Annotated in this window: 20 protein-coding genes and 5 pseudogenes; 10 read left to right on the plus strand and 15 right to left on the minus strand. The window is 63.5% G+C overall.

All coding sequences use genetic code 11. The features are described from left to right. Window positions 1-6 precede the first annotated feature (6 nt). The 4 genes from JWS13_RS01905 to JWS13_RS01920 are packed head-to-tail and all read left to right on the plus strand — an operon-like array spanning window position 7 to window position 2,517. Entirely contained in the window at window positions 7-540 is a 534-nt protein-coding gene (locus tag JWS13_RS01905) for a hypothetical protein (RefSeq protein WP_206004112.1), read from the plus strand. Between the two features lie 48 nt (window positions 541-588). Beyond that, entirely contained in the window at window positions 589-1,296 is a 708-nt protein-coding gene (locus JWS13_RS01910; RefSeq protein ID WP_206004114.1) for a hypothetical protein, read from the plus strand. Beyond that, window positions 1,293-1,940 (plus strand): hypothetical protein, encoded by a 648-nt coding sequence (locus tag JWS13_RS01915; RefSeq protein ID WP_206004116.1) that lies wholly within the window; start codon window positions 1,293-1,295, stop codon window positions 1,938-1,940. The genes JWS13_RS01910 and JWS13_RS01915 overlap by 4 nt, the downstream gene beginning before the upstream one ends. A gap of 52 nt (window positions 1,941-1,992) precedes the next feature. Beyond that, the gene (locus JWS13_RS01920; protein ID WP_206004118.1) at window positions 1,993-2,517 is read left to right on the plus strand and encodes a hypothetical protein; all 525 of its coding nucleotides are present in this window, start codon (window positions 1,993-1,995) and stop codon (window positions 2,515-2,517) included. 566 nt (window positions 2,518-3,083) lie between these two features. Here the strand turns inward: JWS13_RS01920 and JWS13_RS45270 are convergent. From JWS13_RS45270 to JWS13_RS01940, 5 genes and pseudogenes are all read right to left on the minus strand, one after another. Next, a complete protein-coding gene (locus JWS13_RS45270) occupies window positions 3,084-3,224 on the minus strand; it encodes a hypothetical protein (protein WP_241032007.1) in 141 nt (46 codons plus the stop codon). Next, window positions 3,221-3,508, minus strand: a complete 288-nt coding sequence (locus JWS13_RS45275; RefSeq protein ID WP_241032008.1) for a transposase — start codon at window positions 3,506-3,508, stop codon at window positions 3,221-3,223. The genes JWS13_RS45270 and JWS13_RS45275 overlap by 4 nt, the downstream gene beginning before the upstream one ends. 134 nt (window positions 3,509-3,642) lie before the next feature. Further along, window positions 3,643-3,882 carry a helix-turn-helix domain-containing protein gene (locus tag JWS13_RS46335; protein ID WP_420854981.1) on the minus strand — a complete coding sequence of 80 codons (240 nt, stop codon included), beginning with the start codon at window positions 3,880-3,882 and terminating at the stop codon, window positions 3,643-3,645. Continuing rightward, window positions 3,879-4,160 (minus strand): helix-turn-helix domain-containing protein, encoded by a 282-nt coding sequence (locus JWS13_RS46340; RefSeq protein WP_206004122.1) that lies wholly within the window; start codon window positions 4,158-4,160, stop codon window positions 3,879-3,881. The genes JWS13_RS46335 and JWS13_RS46340 overlap by 4 nt, the downstream gene beginning before the upstream one ends. Window positions 4,161-4,323: 163 nt before the next feature. Then, window positions 4,324-4,671 (minus strand): annotated as a pseudogene (locus tag JWS13_RS01940) (integrase core domain-containing protein); the annotation flags it as partial. Between the two features lie 175 nt (window positions 4,672-4,846). Here JWS13_RS01940 and JWS13_RS01945 point away from each other — a divergent pair. The 3 genes from JWS13_RS01945 to JWS13_RS01955 are packed head-to-tail and all read left to right on the plus strand — an operon-like array spanning window position 4,847 to window position 7,943. Then, a complete protein-coding gene (locus tag JWS13_RS01945; protein ID WP_241032009.1) occupies window positions 4,847-6,037 on the plus strand; it encodes a tyrosine-type recombinase/integrase in 1,191 nt (396 codons plus the stop codon). Next, on the plus strand, window positions 6,034-6,957 hold the full coding sequence (locus JWS13_RS01950; protein ID WP_061697547.1) for a tyrosine-type recombinase/integrase: 924 nt from the start codon (window positions 6,034-6,036) through the stop codon (window positions 6,955-6,957). Before JWS13_RS01945 ends, JWS13_RS01950 begins: the two co-directional genes overlap by 4 nt. Next, the gene (locus JWS13_RS01955; RefSeq protein ID WP_206004125.1) at window positions 6,954-7,943 is read left to right on the plus strand and encodes a tyrosine-type recombinase/integrase; all 990 of its coding nucleotides are present in this window, start codon (window positions 6,954-6,956) and stop codon (window positions 7,941-7,943) included. The genes JWS13_RS01950 and JWS13_RS01955 overlap by 4 nt, the downstream gene beginning before the upstream one ends. 15 nt (window positions 7,944-7,958) lie before the next feature. Here the strand turns inward: JWS13_RS01955 and JWS13_RS01960 are convergent, their stop codons facing one another. The 10 genes and pseudogenes from JWS13_RS01960 to JWS13_RS02015 form a co-directional block, all read right to left on the minus strand. Continuing rightward, window positions 7,959-8,726, minus strand: coding sequence for a DDE-type integrase/transposase/recombinase (locus JWS13_RS01960; protein ID WP_206004127.1), 768 nt, complete (start codon window positions 8,724-8,726; stop codon window positions 7,959-7,961). A gap of 39 nt (window positions 8,727-8,765) precedes the next feature. Continuing rightward, window positions 8,766-9,161, minus strand: a complete 396-nt coding sequence (locus JWS13_RS01965) for a hypothetical protein (protein ID WP_206004130.1) — start codon at window positions 9,159-9,161, stop codon at window positions 8,766-8,768. A 586-nt stretch (window positions 9,162-9,747) separates the two neighbouring features. Then, window positions 9,748-9,915 (minus strand): annotated as a pseudogene (locus JWS13_RS01970) (IS3 family transposase); the annotation flags it as partial. 109 nt (window positions 9,916-10,024) lie between these two features. After that, window positions 10,025-10,171, minus strand: coding sequence for a hypothetical protein (locus JWS13_RS01975; RefSeq protein ID WP_206004132.1), 147 nt, complete (start codon window positions 10,169-10,171; stop codon window positions 10,025-10,027). Window positions 10,172-11,152: 981 nt separating this feature from the next. After that, window positions 11,153-11,371 carry a hypothetical protein gene (locus JWS13_RS01990; protein ID WP_206004138.1) on the minus strand — a complete coding sequence of 73 codons (219 nt, stop codon included), beginning with the start codon at window positions 11,369-11,371 and terminating at the stop codon, window positions 11,153-11,155. Between the two features lie 14 nt (window positions 11,372-11,385). Next, window positions 11,386-12,765 (minus strand): phenylacetate--CoA ligase family protein, encoded by a 1,380-nt coding sequence (locus JWS13_RS01995; protein WP_206004140.1) that lies wholly within the window; start codon window positions 12,763-12,765, stop codon window positions 11,386-11,388. Window positions 12,766-12,775: 10 nt separating this feature from the next. Further along, window positions 12,776-13,567, minus strand: a complete 792-nt coding sequence (locus JWS13_RS02000; protein ID WP_206004141.1) for an enoyl-CoA hydratase/isomerase family protein — start codon at window positions 13,565-13,567, stop codon at window positions 12,776-12,778. Beyond that, window positions 13,564-13,908: a MaoC/PaaZ C-terminal domain-containing protein gene (locus tag JWS13_RS02005; protein ID WP_206004143.1), complete on the minus strand. Its 345-nt coding sequence runs from the start codon at window positions 13,906-13,908 to the stop codon at window positions 13,564-13,566. The genes JWS13_RS02000 and JWS13_RS02005 overlap by 4 nt, the downstream gene beginning before the upstream one ends. Further along, entirely contained in the window at window positions 13,908-14,297 is a 390-nt protein-coding gene (locus JWS13_RS02010) for an FAS1-like dehydratase domain-containing protein (RefSeq protein WP_206004145.1), read from the minus strand. Before JWS13_RS02010 ends, JWS13_RS02005 begins: the two co-directional genes overlap by 1 nt. A gap of 364 nt (window positions 14,298-14,661) precedes the next feature. Then, entirely contained in the window at window positions 14,662-15,291 is a 630-nt protein-coding gene (locus tag JWS13_RS02015; protein ID WP_005254541.1) for an enoyl-CoA hydratase/isomerase family protein, read from the minus strand. A gap of 195 nt (window positions 15,292-15,486) precedes the next feature. Between JWS13_RS02015 and JWS13_RS02020 the strand changes: the two are divergent. From JWS13_RS02020 to JWS13_RS46345, 3 pseudogenes are all read left to right on the plus strand, one after another. Next, window positions 15,487-16,104: pseudogene (locus JWS13_RS02020) on the plus strand (IS701 family transposase); the annotation flags it as partial. Window positions 16,105-16,332: 228 nt separating this feature from the next. Next, window positions 16,333-16,534: pseudogene (locus JWS13_RS02025) on the plus strand (transposase); the annotation flags it as partial. An 8-nt stretch (window positions 16,535-16,542) separates the two neighbouring features. Next, window positions 16,543-16,664 (plus strand): annotated as a pseudogene (locus JWS13_RS46345) (transposase); the annotation flags it as partial. Window positions 16,665-16,682 lie beyond the last annotated feature (18 nt).

A 16,682-nucleotide genomic window follows, 5' to 3' on the forward strand; every position in this document is an offset into this window, starting at 1 on the left:
AGTTCTGTGATTTTCTTCGGACGCCGCGGCGGTCCCGCCCGGATGGTTCTGGCGATCGTGGCGGTCGGTGTACTCGGTCTGCTCACGTTCGTGGTGTTCAACCTCAACACCCGCCTCGACAACCAGCAGCGCGCCAACGTGACGAGCATCGCCGCTTCCCAGGCCATCGTCGACGTCAACGACAAAGTGACCGGCCAACTCCAGCAACTGACCGAGCTCACCCACACGGCACAAACCGCGCTCGATGCCACCTCCGCGCTCGGTCCACTGCTGACGAAGTTGGATGAGGCGATCGCCCCGGCGGCGGCGATGCTGGCCAGCAGCACCTCGGGTGCACAGATGACCAACGATCAGCTCACCAACATCCAGTCCATCCTCGGTGAGGTCCAGAACACCGTGCTCCCGTTGGTGTCCTCCGCGGAAGCGTTCGGGGAGCAAGGCAACCAGCTGCTGGTGATCGTGCAGGGGCTGGTGAGCGACCTGAAGGTCTCGGTCGAGGCGGCGAAGACGATCAACCAGATGCTTCCACTTCCCGGCTGAGCACCCTTTCACCGTCGACGATCCGACACTACTTCCACTGGACGTGATATGCAGCAGCGCAACGATTTACCTCCCGACGCGTTCCCACCCCGAGGTGTGACCAAATATCAGCGATTCGATGTGCCGGCGGCGGCGCTGCCCTACCGAAAAGGCACCAAGCCGCATCGGCCGGATGTGCTGGTGCCCGCGATCCCCGACGCGACCGGATTTTCGGTAGCAACCGAGTGGCTGGGCCGCCTCGCCGCGGTCATCGCCGTCGTCCTGTTCGCACTGGTGGTGGCCTCCATCCACAAGGGGCTGCAGGTACAACACAGCGCGCGCACCGTCGTGGACAACTTCCGCCTCACCAACGACTTCTTCGCCCAACGCGCGGACCTGACCGCGCCCGCCACCGCCCGCAAACAACTCGACGAACTGACAGGAGTCTTGACCCAGCTCAACATTGCGACCGCGACCGACGTCGACCACCTCGACGCCCTCCTGCCGAACGCGCGCACGTTGCTCGCCGCCGGCCAAGGTGACACACAGATCGCCGGCCAGCTCGAGGGGGTCGCCACCACATTGCAGGGCTCGGCGGCATCCCTGCACCAGATATCGGCAGGCGCGAACACGACCGTGACCGGCGTCGACAACGAACTCACCCAGGCACTCGACCTGGTGAACCAGCTCAACGCGGAACTCACCCGCACGACGAACAAGCTCGCGCTCGTTCCCGCCACCGACGCCTTCATTCCTGCCCCCGGAGGGAACCGATGATCACCAGAAAGTTGTGGACCGCGATCGTACTCGTGCTGGGTGCGGGGTCGGCGGTGGTTCTGTGCGCCCTCAACGGGTTCTTTCCCGCGCTGCGTGATGTGAGCGATCCGCTGGGGCGGCCGTCGAAACTCAGTCTCGAGCTGATCGATTCCGCAGGCCAATTCGACACCCTGACCGGGATTCTCGTCCCCAAGCACGCCCGGTTGGCCTCCGACATCCAGGCCCTGACGCCGCTCGCGAACGATCTCGAAGGACTCACCGACAAGGCCGGCGAACTCTCCGGTCAAGCCAAGACACTGAACGCCTCCACCAGTACCGTCAGCGAGATCGCGGCGCCGCTGCCCGACCTTATCGTGAAGGTGACCGGTCGTTCCGACACCGCGAGCCCGACGGTGGCCGGATTGTCCACGGCGGTGGGATCGGTGACCACCCAGCTGGAGGCGATCAACCACGGACTGACCACCGTCCAGGGATCCCTCGGTGCGCTCGGCCCTAAAGCCTCCGCCATCTCTGCGACCCTCGCAATCGTTCGGGAAGAGGCCGCACACGTGCAGGAGTTCGGTCCCCTTCTCGCGGTAATCGGCCCCCCGGTCAATGACCTGAACCTCCCCGCCCTCGGTGTCGCACCCGCACCGCCCTCATGACCGCCCGCACCGGCTTGTGGCCGACCACTGAGCGAGTGAAAGGCAGAACTTGATGTTTCGGCTCTCCTGGGCGATCGCCCTGTCCTTTACCATTGCGGTTCTCGCTGGCATTCTGATCGTGACGCGCGATCTGAGTATCTCGAACGACATCTTCAAAGACGGAGTGGCACAAGCGAAGATCGTCGATGGCACCACCGACCAGGCACTGGACGGTGCGCAGCAGTTGCCCCCCGCTGATCAGGCCCTCCACGAGGGTTTACCCCAGGTGGTGGGGGTACTCGACTCCCTCGCTAGAGCCGACCAGACTCTGGGTTCGCTCGGTGGTCACTTGCAGTCTCTGGGGGACGCCTTGAAGTCCGCGGACGCCCCGCTCGGCGGGATCATCGATGCCGGCCAGTCAGCGACCGATCAGGCGAACGCGGCGGCCGCCCCGGCGGCGGAGATCGTGAACACGCTGTCCGCGGCTGATACGAAGGTTCAAGCCTTGGGCCCGTTGCTCGACCAGTCCCTCGCCCTCAGCCAGACGATTGACTCGAAACTGCGCATCGCGCTCCCCCTGCCGAAAGTAGGAAACTGAGGTCCGACGACCCATACGCAGTCCGAGAGGCCGCCCACAGGCCTCTTAGCCTTAAGCCCGAATTCGTGGATCGGTGATCTCGGTGGTTCTCCCCGGTCGGATTATTGGTGATGTCGACGGGCGATGCTGTTGGTGGGCGTGGTTGATCTGCTGACCGGGTTGTCAGCTCATCCACGTTGGGTGTTCTGAGCTGGGGACGTTGTGGCCGGGTTTGTCGGATCAGGCGACGCAGGTGACGTACCGACTGTTCAAGGCCGATTTCGATGTCATGGATCAACTTGTCACGAATCTGGGCGCGAAATCCCGGTCGCATTTGATTACCGCGGCTTTGACCGGATAGTGCTTCGACGATGGCGATGTGGCAGCGGCGGGGGAGTAGCGCGGGTGGTGCTGAGCACCTATTCGCGACCACCCCACTTCACTGGCGCGACCGATCGGGAAACGGAGTACGTTGCACCGCGGTGTTTCATCGCCCTCGAGGGGCGCTTGCGGCTCGAGGATTCGGGCGCCGAGGAGATGGCAGATCTCGAGGGCTAAAGATGTTTCGGTAATTGAGTGAGTGGTGGTCATAGGGAAAGCCCGGTGTGGTTGAGGAAGCTGTGGCACAGGTCGTAGTTGGTGCCGACTCGGGTCAGCCCGGTCTCGGTCGCGATGCGGACCTCGTCGAGGATATCGGGGCACAGGTTGGCCAGTTCGGTGGATTTCACGTTGCCCCAGACTTGTTCGATGGGATTGAGCTCGGGGCATACGCCGGGAGGCGTTCGACGTGGAGCCAGTCGCGTTGGGTGGCCAGCCATGCGGTCATCGCCCGGGACCGGTGGGCCATGAGCCCGTCCCAGATCAGGATGATCTTCTCACCGGCGAAGTGGGTGCGTAGCTCGGTGAGGAACTCGATGAGCTTGCCGGTGTTGTAGGCGCCGTCGGTCATGGAGAACACGAACGCGCTGCGGCTGCGGTCGGGGCGATAGGCCAGGACCCCGGCCATGGACATGCGTTTGAAAGGAGAATCGGTGATGCAGAATCGGTGTCACACCTTTGGGCGCCCAGGTTGCACGGACCACCGGGAGCAGCGACACGCCGCTTTCGTCCTGGAAGCAGATCCATGCACCTCGGCGCCGCGCTTTTTTATCCGCGGCCAGTCGTTCTCGTGCCAGGCGACGATGGCATCCTCGTCGCGTTCGACGGCCCGCCTGCGGGACGCTGGCGGCTCCAGCCCAACCGGGTCCGCAGGATCGTCCATGTCTGGGTGGGTCCGTAGGTCACGCCGGTGAGCCTGTCGATCACTTTCGCGACCCGGCCCAGGGTCCATACCCCGGTCGCGAAACCGTGAGCTTGGGGTCCTTTGAGCAATTCCTCTCGGATCACCTCGATCTGGACGTCGTCGAGGCGGGCCGGCGTCCCGCACGACCGGCACCTTCCAACGCCTCACTGTCGCCCTCGGTCCACTGTCGATGCCAGCGTGAGGCGGTCTGCTGGGAGACCTCCAACTCGACCGCGACATCCACCTGTCGTCGTCCTGCGGCGAACATCTCCGCAGCCCGCATCCTGCGATCACGCAACGCCCCGAGATCACGGCGACCACTGCGCTGCTTGATTTTTCCGACGCCAGACCTCTTGCCCGAACCGGTTCCCTTCCCTGCCATCCAGCAATGATCAAGCAGCACGCCACAAATCACATGCAACGACACACCCTATTACCGAAATATCTTTAATGCGACGTCGGTGCGGTCGTCCTCGAGTTGTCACTGATTTCTGGGGCAATTTTCCCGAGACGGAACTTGTCAAGGTGTTTGAGTCCAACGGGTGTTACGCGGCGGGCTGATCCGCGTCGGGTTCGGCCTCCTCGGACTCGGCGACGGGCTGGTTGATCCAGACGTCGGTCGGCAGGTCGAGGATCTTCGGGGTACCAGTTGTGCCGAACCGCTCGGGATGCGCGAGCCGGGCCGCAGCAAGCACCGCAGCGCGTTCGTCGGCCTTGTGCGCCGCCAGTCCGAAGTGCACGTCGGCGGGGGTGTGCAGGCCTATGCCGGTATGGCGATGTTCGTGGTTGTACCAATGGACGAACGAGTCCATGAACTCTCGTGCGTCGCGGATGGACCCGAACCGCTCCGGGAACGCCGGGCCGTACTTGAGGGTCTTGAACAGTGACTCCGAATTATCTCGAATTCGAGATAATTCAGATTATGCCGGGTGTGTGATTATGCCGAGCAGGAACGTTCGGGAGCGGGTTCGTGCTGGTCGGAGGACTGCCGGGGGCGAATCGTTCGGCATAATCACGTAGCCGATTGATGCTTACTCTGTACAGATTTTTCGTTCAGAGGAGGCCGAGATGAAGAAGCGACAGTCGGTAATCGATTCTGGTCCACTTTCGTTGTATGCATTGGGGTTTGGGAAGAAGCTCGAAAGCAGGGGCTATGCACCGGACTCGGTTCGTTGGAGGTTGCGGCAGCTCGCAGCACTGGATCGGTGGTTGCGCGAGCATCGTCTGGCCGCCGGCGATCTCGATGCCGCGTGCGTGGATCGGTTGGTTGCGGACCGACGGGCGGCGGGGCGAACGACATTGGTGGCAGTGGCGAACTTTTCGGTTCCGATCGCATATCTGCGCGAGATCGGCGTTGTACCGGAGGTCTCATCGCAGTCGGATCCGGTCACACAGATTCTCGAGCGGTATCGCAGATATCTGGTCACCGAACGTGGTCTTGTCGCGAGTTCGATATCGGTCAACCTCCGTGTCGCCGAAGTCTTCTGCAGGAAACGAGATCTCCGGTTGGAGGAGCTGTCGGCAGCCGAGGTCACCGCCTATATTGTGGCGATCTCCACACGCTCGAGCATCGGGTGGTCGAAGAAGACGGTGAGTGCGTTGGCCTCGTTTCTGCGGTTCCTCCACGCCGTTGGCGTCACCGCCCAACCGCTTGCCGCGGCATTGCCGAAGCTCGCCGGACACCGTCGCACCGTGCCATGTGAACTCGACGAATCAGATTTCGCACGCCTGCTCGGGGGCTGCGACTGCAGCCGCGACGTCGGGTTACGCGACTGTGCGATCTTGACGGTTCTCTGGCGGCTGGGACTGCGCCGTGCTGAAGTGGCCGGGTTGAGGGTCGATGACATCGACTGGCGGCGTGGTGAAATCACGATCCGAGGAAAAGGCAACCGCCACGAGCTTCTCCCGATCCCCATCGACGTCGGTGACGCAATCGTGCGGTACCTGCACGATGGTCATCGTCGGGTCCCGCCGGGCTGCCGTGCGTTGTTCGTTCAGGTGAGAGCACCGGAGGGCGCGATGAGCCCCGACGGTGTGGGTGACGTGGTGGCACGCGTGTCCCGCCGCGTGGGACTACCCGCGATGAGTGCGCATCGGCTCCGGCACGGCACCGCGACCCAGCTGGTGCGCAACGGCGCGTCCTGGCCCGAGATCGCCCAGGTCATGCGGCACCGCACCGTCGCGGTCACTGCGTCCTATGCCACCGTCGACCCTGCGCTCACGAGCGAGTTGGCGCGCCCCTGGCCGGGTGCGCTATGACCGACGTTGCCGCCGCGGTCGACTCCTATCTCGCCATGCGTCGCGGTGTGGGCTTCGCGCTCGTCGATGCCGGATCGTTGTTGCCGGACTTCGTCGGCTACCTGCACCACAACGGCGCTGAACATGTCAGCACCGAACTGGCCGTCGCATGGGCAATCCAGCCCGTGAACGCCGGGCCGATCTGGTGGCGTCAACGGCTGGGGATCGTGCGCGGCTTCGCCGAGTACCTGCGCACCATCGATCCGGACACCGAGGTGCCGCCACGTGACCTGCTACCGGCACGGCAGCAGCGGGTTGCGCCGTACTTGTATTCCGCCGCCGACATCGCGGCGCTGATGGCGGCCGCCCGGGCCCTGAACCCGCCGCTGCGTGCCGCGACCTACGAGACGTTCATCGGGTTGCTTTCGGTCACCGGCCTACGACTGGGAGAAGCTCTCGCGCTCAACCGCGACGACCTGGACAAGAAGCGATTACTGCTCATTGTCCGGCACGCCAAGCGAGGAGGCCGAAATATACCTTTGCACGAGACGACCTTTCGTGCCCTGCAACACTATTTCGAGGGTGTCGACCGTTGCTTCCCGCAACCCGTGTCACCGTCGGTATTCGTTTCGATCCGAGGCACTCGGATGAACAAAGACTCGATACACGCGACGTTTCCCGCCCTGATCGACAGGGCCGGGCTGACCGGGCGCGGACAACGACCCCGGCCCCGGATTCACGACCTCCGTCATACCTTCGCGGTTCGCCAACTGGTCGACTGGCACCAACAGCACGCCGACGTCGATGCCCGAATACCACTGCTGTCGGCTGTTCTCGGGCACAGTGATCCCGCATCCACGTACTGGTATCTCGAAGCCGCACCCGAACTCTTCGCCATCGTCGGAAGGCGCCTCGAAGACTTCCTCGGAGAACTGCCATGAGCCCCCTCGCACCCACCCTGCAGAAGTTCTTCACTGACCGCCTTCTCACCCAACGGCAGGTCAGCCCGGCCACCGTCGCCGCCTACCGTGACACGTTCCGGCTGCTCCTCGGATTCATCGCCGACAGAAAGAAGCTCGCTCCGGCGAGCTTCGACTTCACCGACCTCGACGCCCCGACGATCGGCGCGTTCCTCACCCATCTGGAAAACGAGCGGGGAAACAGCATACGGACCCGCAACGCCCGCCTCGCCGCGATCCATTCGCTGTTCAGGTTCGCCGCGCTCGAGCACCCCGAAAATGCCGAACTGATCTCGCGTGTCCTATCGATCCCACAAAAACGGTTTGATCGAGCAATCGTTGCGTTCCTCACCAAAGAAGAGGCCGAGGCGATCCTCGCCGTTCCCGACCGAGACACCTGGATCGGTCGCCGCGACCACGCGCTCCTCACCGTCGCAGTCCAAACCGGTTTACGTGTCGCCGAACTCACCGGTCTACGCCGCGAGGACGTGGTGCTGACAACCGGGCCTCACGTTCGATGTCGCGGCAAGGGCCGAAAACAGCGATCCACGCCTTTGACCGCCGGCGCCGTCACCACGCTGCGAGAGTGGTTGAAAGCACATGACGCCCAACCCGACTCCCCACTGTTCCCGAGCCGACATGGCACACCGCTGAGCACCGATGCCGTTGAATGGCTGGTGAACAAACACGCCACCGCCGCGGCATCTCACTGCCAATCGTTGGCGACCAGACGAATCACCCCTCACGTCCTTCGCCACAGCGCCGCGATGTTCTTACGCGAAGCAGGCGTCGACATCTCGGTGATCGCGCTGTGGCTCGGGCACGAAAGCATCGCCTCCACACAGATCTATATGCACGCCGACCTCGCGGTCAAGCAACGCGCCCTGGACAGGTCCACACCTCCAGAAGTGACTCCGAACCGCTACAGACCTTCCGACTCACTGCTTGCCTACCTCGACACACTCTGAATTATGCCGAACCGTTCAGCCCGCGGTAGTCCTCCGACCAGCACGAACCCGCCCATTCGGGTTCGGGCTCGGCATAATCACACACCCGGCATAATCCGAATAGGGGTTGTCGTTGGATACTCGCGGCCGAGAATGCGAGCGGGTGACCTCGAGATCGGCGAGCAGGGTGGCGACGGTCTTGCTGGTCATCGAGGTTCCCCGGTCGGCGTGCACGACGTTCGGTATTCCGTGCACAGCAAAGGTTTCGGTCATCATCTCGGCAGCGAGTAGCCCCGACTCGTGGGTCTGGACGTGGGCGCCGACGATGTAGCGGGAGAAGATGTCGATCATCACGTACGCGTCGAAATACGTGCCCTTGACTGGGCCCGGAAGTTTAGTGATGTCCCACGAGTACACCTCCCGCGGTGCGGTCGCCACCAGTTCCGGACAGGCCCGGGCGGGGTGGCGGGCCTGCCGTCGACGGTCGGTGACCTGCGCGTTTTCGCGCAGTATCCGATACATCGTCGAGACCGAGCAAAGGTAGATGCCCTCGTCGAGGAGTTGGGCATAGACCTCGGCCGGGGCTCGGTCGACGAACCGGTCACTGTCGAGAACGTCGAGGACAGTCCGGCGTTCGGCGTCGGTGAGCTTGTTCTCCGGGGTGCGCGTGACTGCGGCGGCGGTCGAATCCGGTGCCGCGGGCCGGGCCTTGTCTCGTGCTGCGGTGGATCGAATGATCCCCGTCAGTCTGGTTGCATCCCTTGTTTTTACACCGGAATCGGTGAGTTCGTGGTGGGTGCGCATCAACGTTTCTTGCGCTGCTCGTCCACATCCGCGCTCTCTTCAGAGTTGCTCCAAGAGCGAATGTGCTTTTCCCATGATTTCCAGCGCAGTCTCGGTGGTGGCCAGTCGCTTGTTCGCTCTCTCCAACTCGCGTTTGAGGCGTGCGATCTCGGCCTGCTCGGTGGTGAGTTTGCCGATCTTGTCGCCGGGCTTCTTTCCGTCGAGGACGCCGGCATCGCGTTGTTTGCGCCACTCGCTGATCAGGGACGAGTACAGGCCTTCGCGGCGCAGGTACGCGCCTCCGCCGTTGCTCTCGCAGGCCTGTTCATAGGCGGTCAGGTGGGCGAGCTTGTCAGCGGCGCTGAAGGCGCGTCGTCGCTGCGGGCCGTCGGCGCGTGGGTGCGAGGGGTCCATCCGGACATTGTCCTCGACCAGAACCGTGGGGGAAATCGTCATCGCGGGTTGATCCGTATCTCGCCCTGCAGGCGGGTTTGCTGTGAACCACTGGACTCAACTCACCCTGACACCCAGGGAGACGGTACTTCACCGTGTTTCGGCGGGCATTCAGTAGTGCTGCTGCGCGAACGTAGTTTTCACCGGTTTGGAAGAACACGCGCCAGGACCCAGTCCTTGGTGATGTCGAGCTGAGTGACGACCAGTGAGACCGCGCGCATGCCGCGATCCCGATAGCAGGTGACGGTCCGTTGAGCCGAGGGCGCTGCCGCCGCGGCGACGTCGTGTGCGGCTTTGTGCCTACCGGTGAGAGCGCGCGAATCCAACCGCGTGTGGGGGGCCCGACAGCCATCCGGTATCGGCCTGAGTGCTCGCTGCGGGCCCGCAGCAGAGTCATGGCTCGTCCTGTGGCCGTGGATGCGACGGGCATCGAGATCCACATCGTGGAGCTGTCGGCCATCTGCAGCAGTGGTCGTCCCGTTGCACCGCACGCGGTCTCGATGGTCTGGACGAACCAGTGTTCTCCGGAGTTGCTTGACCTCGTAGCTCAACGCATCGTCCGCAACGGTCGACGGTGCCTGCCCCGGACGTCGTCCGCCTCAATCCAGTTCCGCAACGTCGCGGGCTTGATATCGAGCAACTCGCCGACATGACGTCGAGCGCCAATCTTCGACCCACCGTGCTCACCGAGTCGGTCCCGATACATACGCACGGCCCGCTCACGGGTCTCGGCGTCGTACTTCTTGGGTGTAGACATGGAAACATTCTCCTTGTTGAATCAGGAGTCTCCGGCTCGCCCAGTACGATTCAGTCGTGCGAGTGCGAGTGCGCGTTCATCGGTCAGGCATCCCCGATACTTGCGTCGATCATCGCGTGCGTGCCGCATTCGCCGAGACCGACAACTTGGGCCCGGGGAAAGGGGTATCCATTCCGCGGTTGCTCAGCCCTCGCTCGAAGACCTCGGCGTTGTCGGTGGCGTCGGGGACGTCGATCTGAACTCCGTCGATGGCCATCAACCGCAGTTCCCGGAGCCATGCGCGGGGGGTTCTGGGCCGGCGAGGGGTTCGGCGATGCGCGCATAGAGTTCGCGGAGTGGTGCCTCGCCGAGCCGGGCGCGCGCTTTGCACAATGCGGACGAGGTTGGCACGTGTCAGTCGTCGTCCCATGATCGCAGGAACCGCAGCCCGTCGACGAGCTTGCGCATCACTTCCTCGTACGCATCGCCCGTAGAACAATGTCATGGCCAGCACGAAGTAGATGACCACTCGCGCCCGGTAGCAGCCAGCGGCGCGGCTCGACCCTCCCGGTCTCGGCCAGCACCTCGTCGACCAGATCGCGGTGGACGATGCGGGTAAGGACACCGAGGCCGATACGGTCTGTCAACCGCCCACCATCGCCTGTTTCTCGAATGCCCGCCACGGATGCAGGGTAGTCGCGAATTATACTGCTGCACAATAATTATAGCGTCGACTCTGGGACACGAGCTCGGGGTGGGGGAGCGAATCATCCTCGCGGAATCGGGCGACTTTCCGTGATCATCGAGTGGGGATGGGACGACATGCTAACGGTACCGCCACGGCACGAGATGACACTTCCTCGTTATCTACCAGTCGATTCCGACCGCAGACTCGGTGTTGCACTCACGGAATCGAACTACCGACTTGCTGCCGACGCGCTTTGCTGCAGCGAGCGTGCGGACTAAGGATCGGTGAACTGCTCGACCTCGAGCTGGACTGCGTCCACGAAATGCCCGGGCAAGGATCATGACTGAAAACCCCGGAAACTGACAACGATCGAGAGTGAGACAATTAACCGGGCTCCACGCGCCCTGAGCCACTCAAAGCCCCGACTCGACTGTGGGGGGCAGTCCTGTCGTTCGGGGCGATGGGTAGGTAGCTCGGGTTGATCGTCACCCCGCGAAACCCGCAGCGGTGCCATCGTAGTGCTGTCGATGGCACCCGGTGGGAACTGGTGCGTGAGGAAGTCGACGAACGTCATTCCTGCTCGGGGAACAGCTTCTCCGAGTACCCGAAGTAGCTCAGTCCGAGAAACAAGTAGTAGTCGGCCATCTGCAGAGCCCGGCCGACTGCCGGGGAAGACGCGGTTGCCCGTTCGCGCTGCAGCGCGCGTCGCACCTCGAGCAGTCGCTCGAGCTGATCAGCGTCCACCCCGGATGGCAGCGGGCTGGTATAGGTGTCGGATAGTGTCGTCATATCTGAGTTCCCGTTCACTTCTGGCCGAGGGTGATGGTCGGCCGCTCGGCGTCGGTCCGATGGTCGAAGATCCGCTTGGTCTTGAGCTCGTAGCGGGGCAGAGTTTCGGCGGGCAGGACTTCGGTCTCGAGGCGCACCCCGAGGCAGTCTCGTAAGTGCGCGTTGAGGTGTCGCTCAAGTTCACCGTGTTCGATGTGCGTCTCCGGGTGGGCCTCGACCTTGACGAGCATCCGGTCGAAGCCGGATGCTCGTGAGATGTGCAGCTCGTAGTGGCTGGTCAGCCCGGCAACGTCTCCTAGGAGGTTCTCGACAGCGGTCGGGTAGACGTTCACGCCGCGGATGGTCACCATGTAGTCCGCGCGACCGAGTACCACGCCCGGCAGGTGCGCGAAGTTCCAGCCGCAGCGATGGTCCGGTCGTGATGTGCGGCGGACCAGGTCGTGTGTGCGGTACTTGATGAATGGTTGGCTGAAGTGGGTGTAGCTTGTGATGACGTGCTCGCCGACGGCGTCTTCTTGGAGTAGCGGCACTCCGGTCTGCGGGTCCGCGACGTAGGAGTGACAGACATCTTCAATGATATGAACGCCCCCGCCCCATTTCTTGCAGGACTGGCCGATCATCAGCGCCTCGCCCACGCCGTAGGCGTCCATGACCATGTCACCGACCCCCCATATCTCGCCGATGTGCTCGCGGGTGGCCGGGATCGACAGTCCCGCCTCTCCACCCCCGGCGACCATGCGTACCCCTGAGTCGCGCAGATCGACTCCCATGCCGAGCGCGACCTCGGCCAGATGTAGGAGGTAGGTGGGTGTCGCGACGACGATGGTCGGCTTGAGTTTGACGATCTGCTTGATGCGGTCCTCGGTGCTGAGCCCACCGCCGGAGATGATCTGCAGGCCGAAGTCGCGGGCACCCCAGTAGAAGCTCCACAGTCCGATCCAGTTGCCCCAGTTGAAGCAGAAGTACATCGAGTCGCCGGGGACCATGCCGTAGTCGTGCAGCGCATAGCAGTACTGGGAGCCTGCTTTCTGCATCTCGTACTGCGAGAACGTCTCGTTCATGAAGTGTCCGGTCGTGCCGGTCGTGTGGAAGTACTGCTGCCAGTGCTCCGGGCCCAACGCGACCCCGCCGAACCCGTTCGGGCTCGCATCCTGATCGGCCAGGTAGTCCGGTTTGTCGGTGAACGGCAGCTTGTGATGGAAATCGTCCCAGGTCACGATGTCGGACGGCTTCACCGCTGCTTGGTCGTACAGACGTCGGTGCAGCGGTGACGCCTCGTAGGCCCACGCCACCATGTTTCGGATCTTGGACAGGTGGATCGCGTCGAGTTCTTCGCGGGACGCGGTCTGCGTCTGGCTGTTCCAGAAGGTCTTGTCCTCCAGCGGCGTGGTCATGTCGTCTCTCCTAACTTCCGGTCCAGTGCGGTGCGCGTTTGTCGAGAAAGGCGGCGGCGCCCTCCCGATGGTCATGGGTGCTCTTCAGCACGCTCTGGCCCAGCCGTTCGAGGCGGCGCCCGGTCTCGCTGTCGACGTCCGTGCAGGTGTTGAGCACGAGCTTGGCCATGCCGAGGGCGAGGGGTGCATGCTTGGACAGCTCACCCGCCAAGGTGAACGCGGCCGCCAAGGACTCGCCTTTGGGTACCACCCGGGTGGCTAAACCGGCGGCCTGCGCGGCTGCGGTGTCGAGCGAGCCTCCGAGCATGACGAGTTCTTTGGCGCGCCCGAGGCCGACGTGGCGCACCATCCGCGAGCAGCCGCCGGAGCCTGGGATGAGACCGACTCGGCCCTCTGGCATGACGAGGCGGGAGCTCTCCCCGAGGACACGAAAGTCACAGGAGAGGGCGAGTTCGAAGCCCCCGCCGGCAGCGACACCGTCGATGGCGGCGATGACGGGCACCTCGATCGCCTCGATGGTGTCGAAGACGTCGTGGATGCCGCGTGCGACTGCACGAAAGCCGCGGGTGCCCAGGGAGGTTAGGTCCCCCATGTCGCTGACGTCCTCGCCTGCGGAGAACCCTCGGCCGGAGCCGGTCAAGATCAGGACGCGCAGGTTCGGATCGGTCGTCGCCCGGTCAACGGCGTCGCGCATCTCCGCACGCATCTGGGCGTTCCAGGCGTTGAGCCGTTCCGGGCGGTTGAGCGTGAGTACCCTAATTCCTCCATCGAGGTCCTCCTCGAGCAGGAAGTCGTAGTTCATATGTCTCTCATTTTCAGGGTTAGCGTGGCGGCCACGGTCCCGTCGGCTTTGACGACCTCGGCGCCGCCCTCGGTGGGGGTCACCATCAGGGTGTCACCTGGAAAGACCGGCGTGCGGAAGCGGACGTCGGCCGACTCGAGGGCCTCGGCGCCGACCTGGGCGACAAGGGTGTCGATGATCAGTGCCGCGGTGAGAGGACCGTGCGCGATGACGGACGGCATGCCCGAAGCCTTCGCGAATTCCTCGTCGACGTGGATTGGGTTGAAGTCACCGACGGCGCCGGCGTAGCGAGCGATCTGCACGCGTCCGATAGCCGCGGTCGTGGTCTCGATGAGCGCCATCAGGCAGCCTTCCGTTCGATGAACGTCGACGATTGGCGCTGTATCAGGTCGCCGTCGCTGTCGTGGAATTCAGCGACGACGACGCCGAAGCGGCTGCTGCCCTTGTCGAAGACCTTGTCAATGAAGACCGTGATGTTGACGGTCTCGTCGCGGTGAAAGGGACGCGTCCACTCGTAGGTGAGCCCGCCCAGCAACGCACGGCTGAGGTCGAGCCCCAGGACCTCGACGAATTGCGTCTCACCGGCCACTGTGGGCCCGAAGAACGGTGCGAGCCGGGCGGTCCCGGCAGCGCTGGTAGAGCCGAGCGCGCGGGCCAGGTTGTCGATCCGCGCCGCCGACACGACCTCCTGCCCGGCGAACACACTCTTGCCCTCGGCATCGAGTTTCATGAACTACCTCCTATTTATTCGACTAGTCAGTAGAATGACTTGTAGGGAGTTGTGAGTCAAGACGTCGGTCAGCCTGTCGAGACTCGTCGGATCTCCACTTTTGAGCTATCGCATATTCGGGAATAGCCCGTGGCGGCAGCGGTGTACGCGCCGGAATGTCCTCGCAGTGGAGGACGAGGACGTGCCGGAACACGGAGGCCCAGTCGTGTTATCGGGCGATAGCCGGGTCCTGCCTTGTGATAGTGCGTCGTGATGCCGTCTACGTCGATCGTGTGGCTGGAACTCCCTATCGTCGTGACAGTCATGCGCGGTGTCTTCCGTAGAAGATTGCAGTCTGGGGAAGTAAGGGGTCAGGAGTCGACGGTCATGCCCTGTGGGCAAGGCGTTCGGCGGTACCTCGCAGCGACGCCAGCGGGACCACTTCGTGAACCAGGCCCGCATGGTGCGCTTGTAATGCCGTCACAGGGTTGTGCACGGTCGGGTTTGTGGCGCAGATCGTGCGAAGTCCTGCTGGCAATCCACCCTCCCTGTTGCTCACATCATCTGCAGGGGTGAAACGAGGCGGCTCGAAGAAGGAGGCGTTGCTGGACGCGACGACGACATCGGCATCACGCAAGAATCGGAATGATTCTCGACAGGCGATGCCGTTCACGGTCACGATCAGGTGTTTGTCGACGCCGCATTCCTTCGGGCTGATGGCAAAAGCTTCCCATCCCAGGGCGTTGCCGCCGCAGGAAAGTGGCTGGGGCGGGTCTTCTGCGTCGAACCCCATGCAGAATGCTTCGACACCAGCCGCGGACACGATGATCGAGTGGATGCTCGCGTCGTCCCGAACCAGCGACCACAGCTGCTGTAGCCGCTTGGCCATGGTCGCATTGATGGCATTGAGCGCAGTGGTCCGATTCAACGTCACGCGCAACACTCCGTCGTGCTGATCGCACAGCACGCGGCTGTAGGTGTCCTCTTCTGCCGCAACGAGGTTTGGCAGCACCATCACAACCTCCGGTTCCTGTCGATCCACTGTTCGACACGGCTTCGTGTGCGTGCTCAACAGTGCGGCGACAGATCGTGTTCCACCATTCAACGATCCACGGCCGCCCACGAACATCCGGGAAAACTACGGAAGTTAACTCGGCTGCCGCTCGATACCGTGTGGTGTGGCCACGCGGTGTGGCAGTGACGGAACGCTGACGACGTCGAGTTCGCGACCAAAACTGCTCTGGCGCAGCACGTGATCGAACGCGCACTCGCGGCGCGGGTGCCGTTTTCGTGGTGACCGCCGATGGATCCTACGGTCAGGTCAAATACCTACGGTCTGGCACGAACAACACGATGTGTCGTACGTGCTGGCCGCCCGGCGCAACGACGACGTGTTCACCACCACCGGTCGCACCGGCCGGGCAGGCGAGATCATCGCCGCGGTCCCGGCGAAGCAGTGGCGCCGCATCTCCGCCGGCGACGGCGCCCGGTGCGGGTGCCGATCGGGATCGCCTGGGCACCGGGGCGTGGGCACTGGCTGCTCGCCCGCCGATCCCTCTCGGACCCCACCGAGATCGCCTACTACATCTGCTCCGGGCCAGGCCGCACCGCTCTCACCGAACTCGCCACCGTCGCCGAGTCGCGGCGGATCGAGGAATGCTTCCAGCAGACCGAGAACGAGGCCGGCCTCGTTCTCGGCCACTACCAGGTGCGGACCTACCGCGCCTGGTACACGCACACCACCTTGCCGATGCTCGCCCTCGCCTGGCTCGCCGGTACGAAAACCGAAGCTATTAAAGGGGAATCGGTGTCACCGAACAGGGTATGATCGGATACACGCTACCCGAGATCCGGCGGCTACTCGTGCATCTGATCCTCCGCCACGCCCACCCCGACGATCACGTCTTGCTCTGGTCACGCTGGCGTAGACGCCGACAACATCAGGCCCGCGTCTGCCATTACCGAACCCGAGGGCGCTCGGCATAAGTGCCGTTGCAGTATTTTAGAGCGTGTTTTCTCATGTGGATGAAGTGGCGTGTGAGACATAATCTGGTCCGTGGCAGATGAGTTGTCACTGCGATCGGGGTGCCGGATGCGTTGTGGGAGACGGCCGAACTGCCGATTCCGCGATTCGCCGCACGCCCGCAGGGAGGTGGCAGTGCGCCGGTGGGTGATCGTGCCGTGTTGACCGCGATCGTGTACGTGCTCACCGGTGCGGACGCGCCTGGCGTCATCTGCCGCCCTCGTTCGGGGTTACCTGCCGACCACCATCGCCTGGCGCACCGGCTACCGTCGGATGACCATCCGGTACGAGCGCTGCGACGCACATTTCGCCCATTCCTCCACCTCGCCGCCGCACTAAGCTGCTTCAAGAAACTTCCCACATGAGACGAGCTCTTTAGTCGG

It is taken from the genome of Rhodococcus pseudokoreensis (assembly GCF_017068395.1).
In the GTDB taxonomy this organism is placed as follows: Bacteria; Actinomycetota; Actinomycetes; order Mycobacteriales; family Mycobacteriaceae; genus Rhodococcus_F; species Rhodococcus_F pseudokoreensis.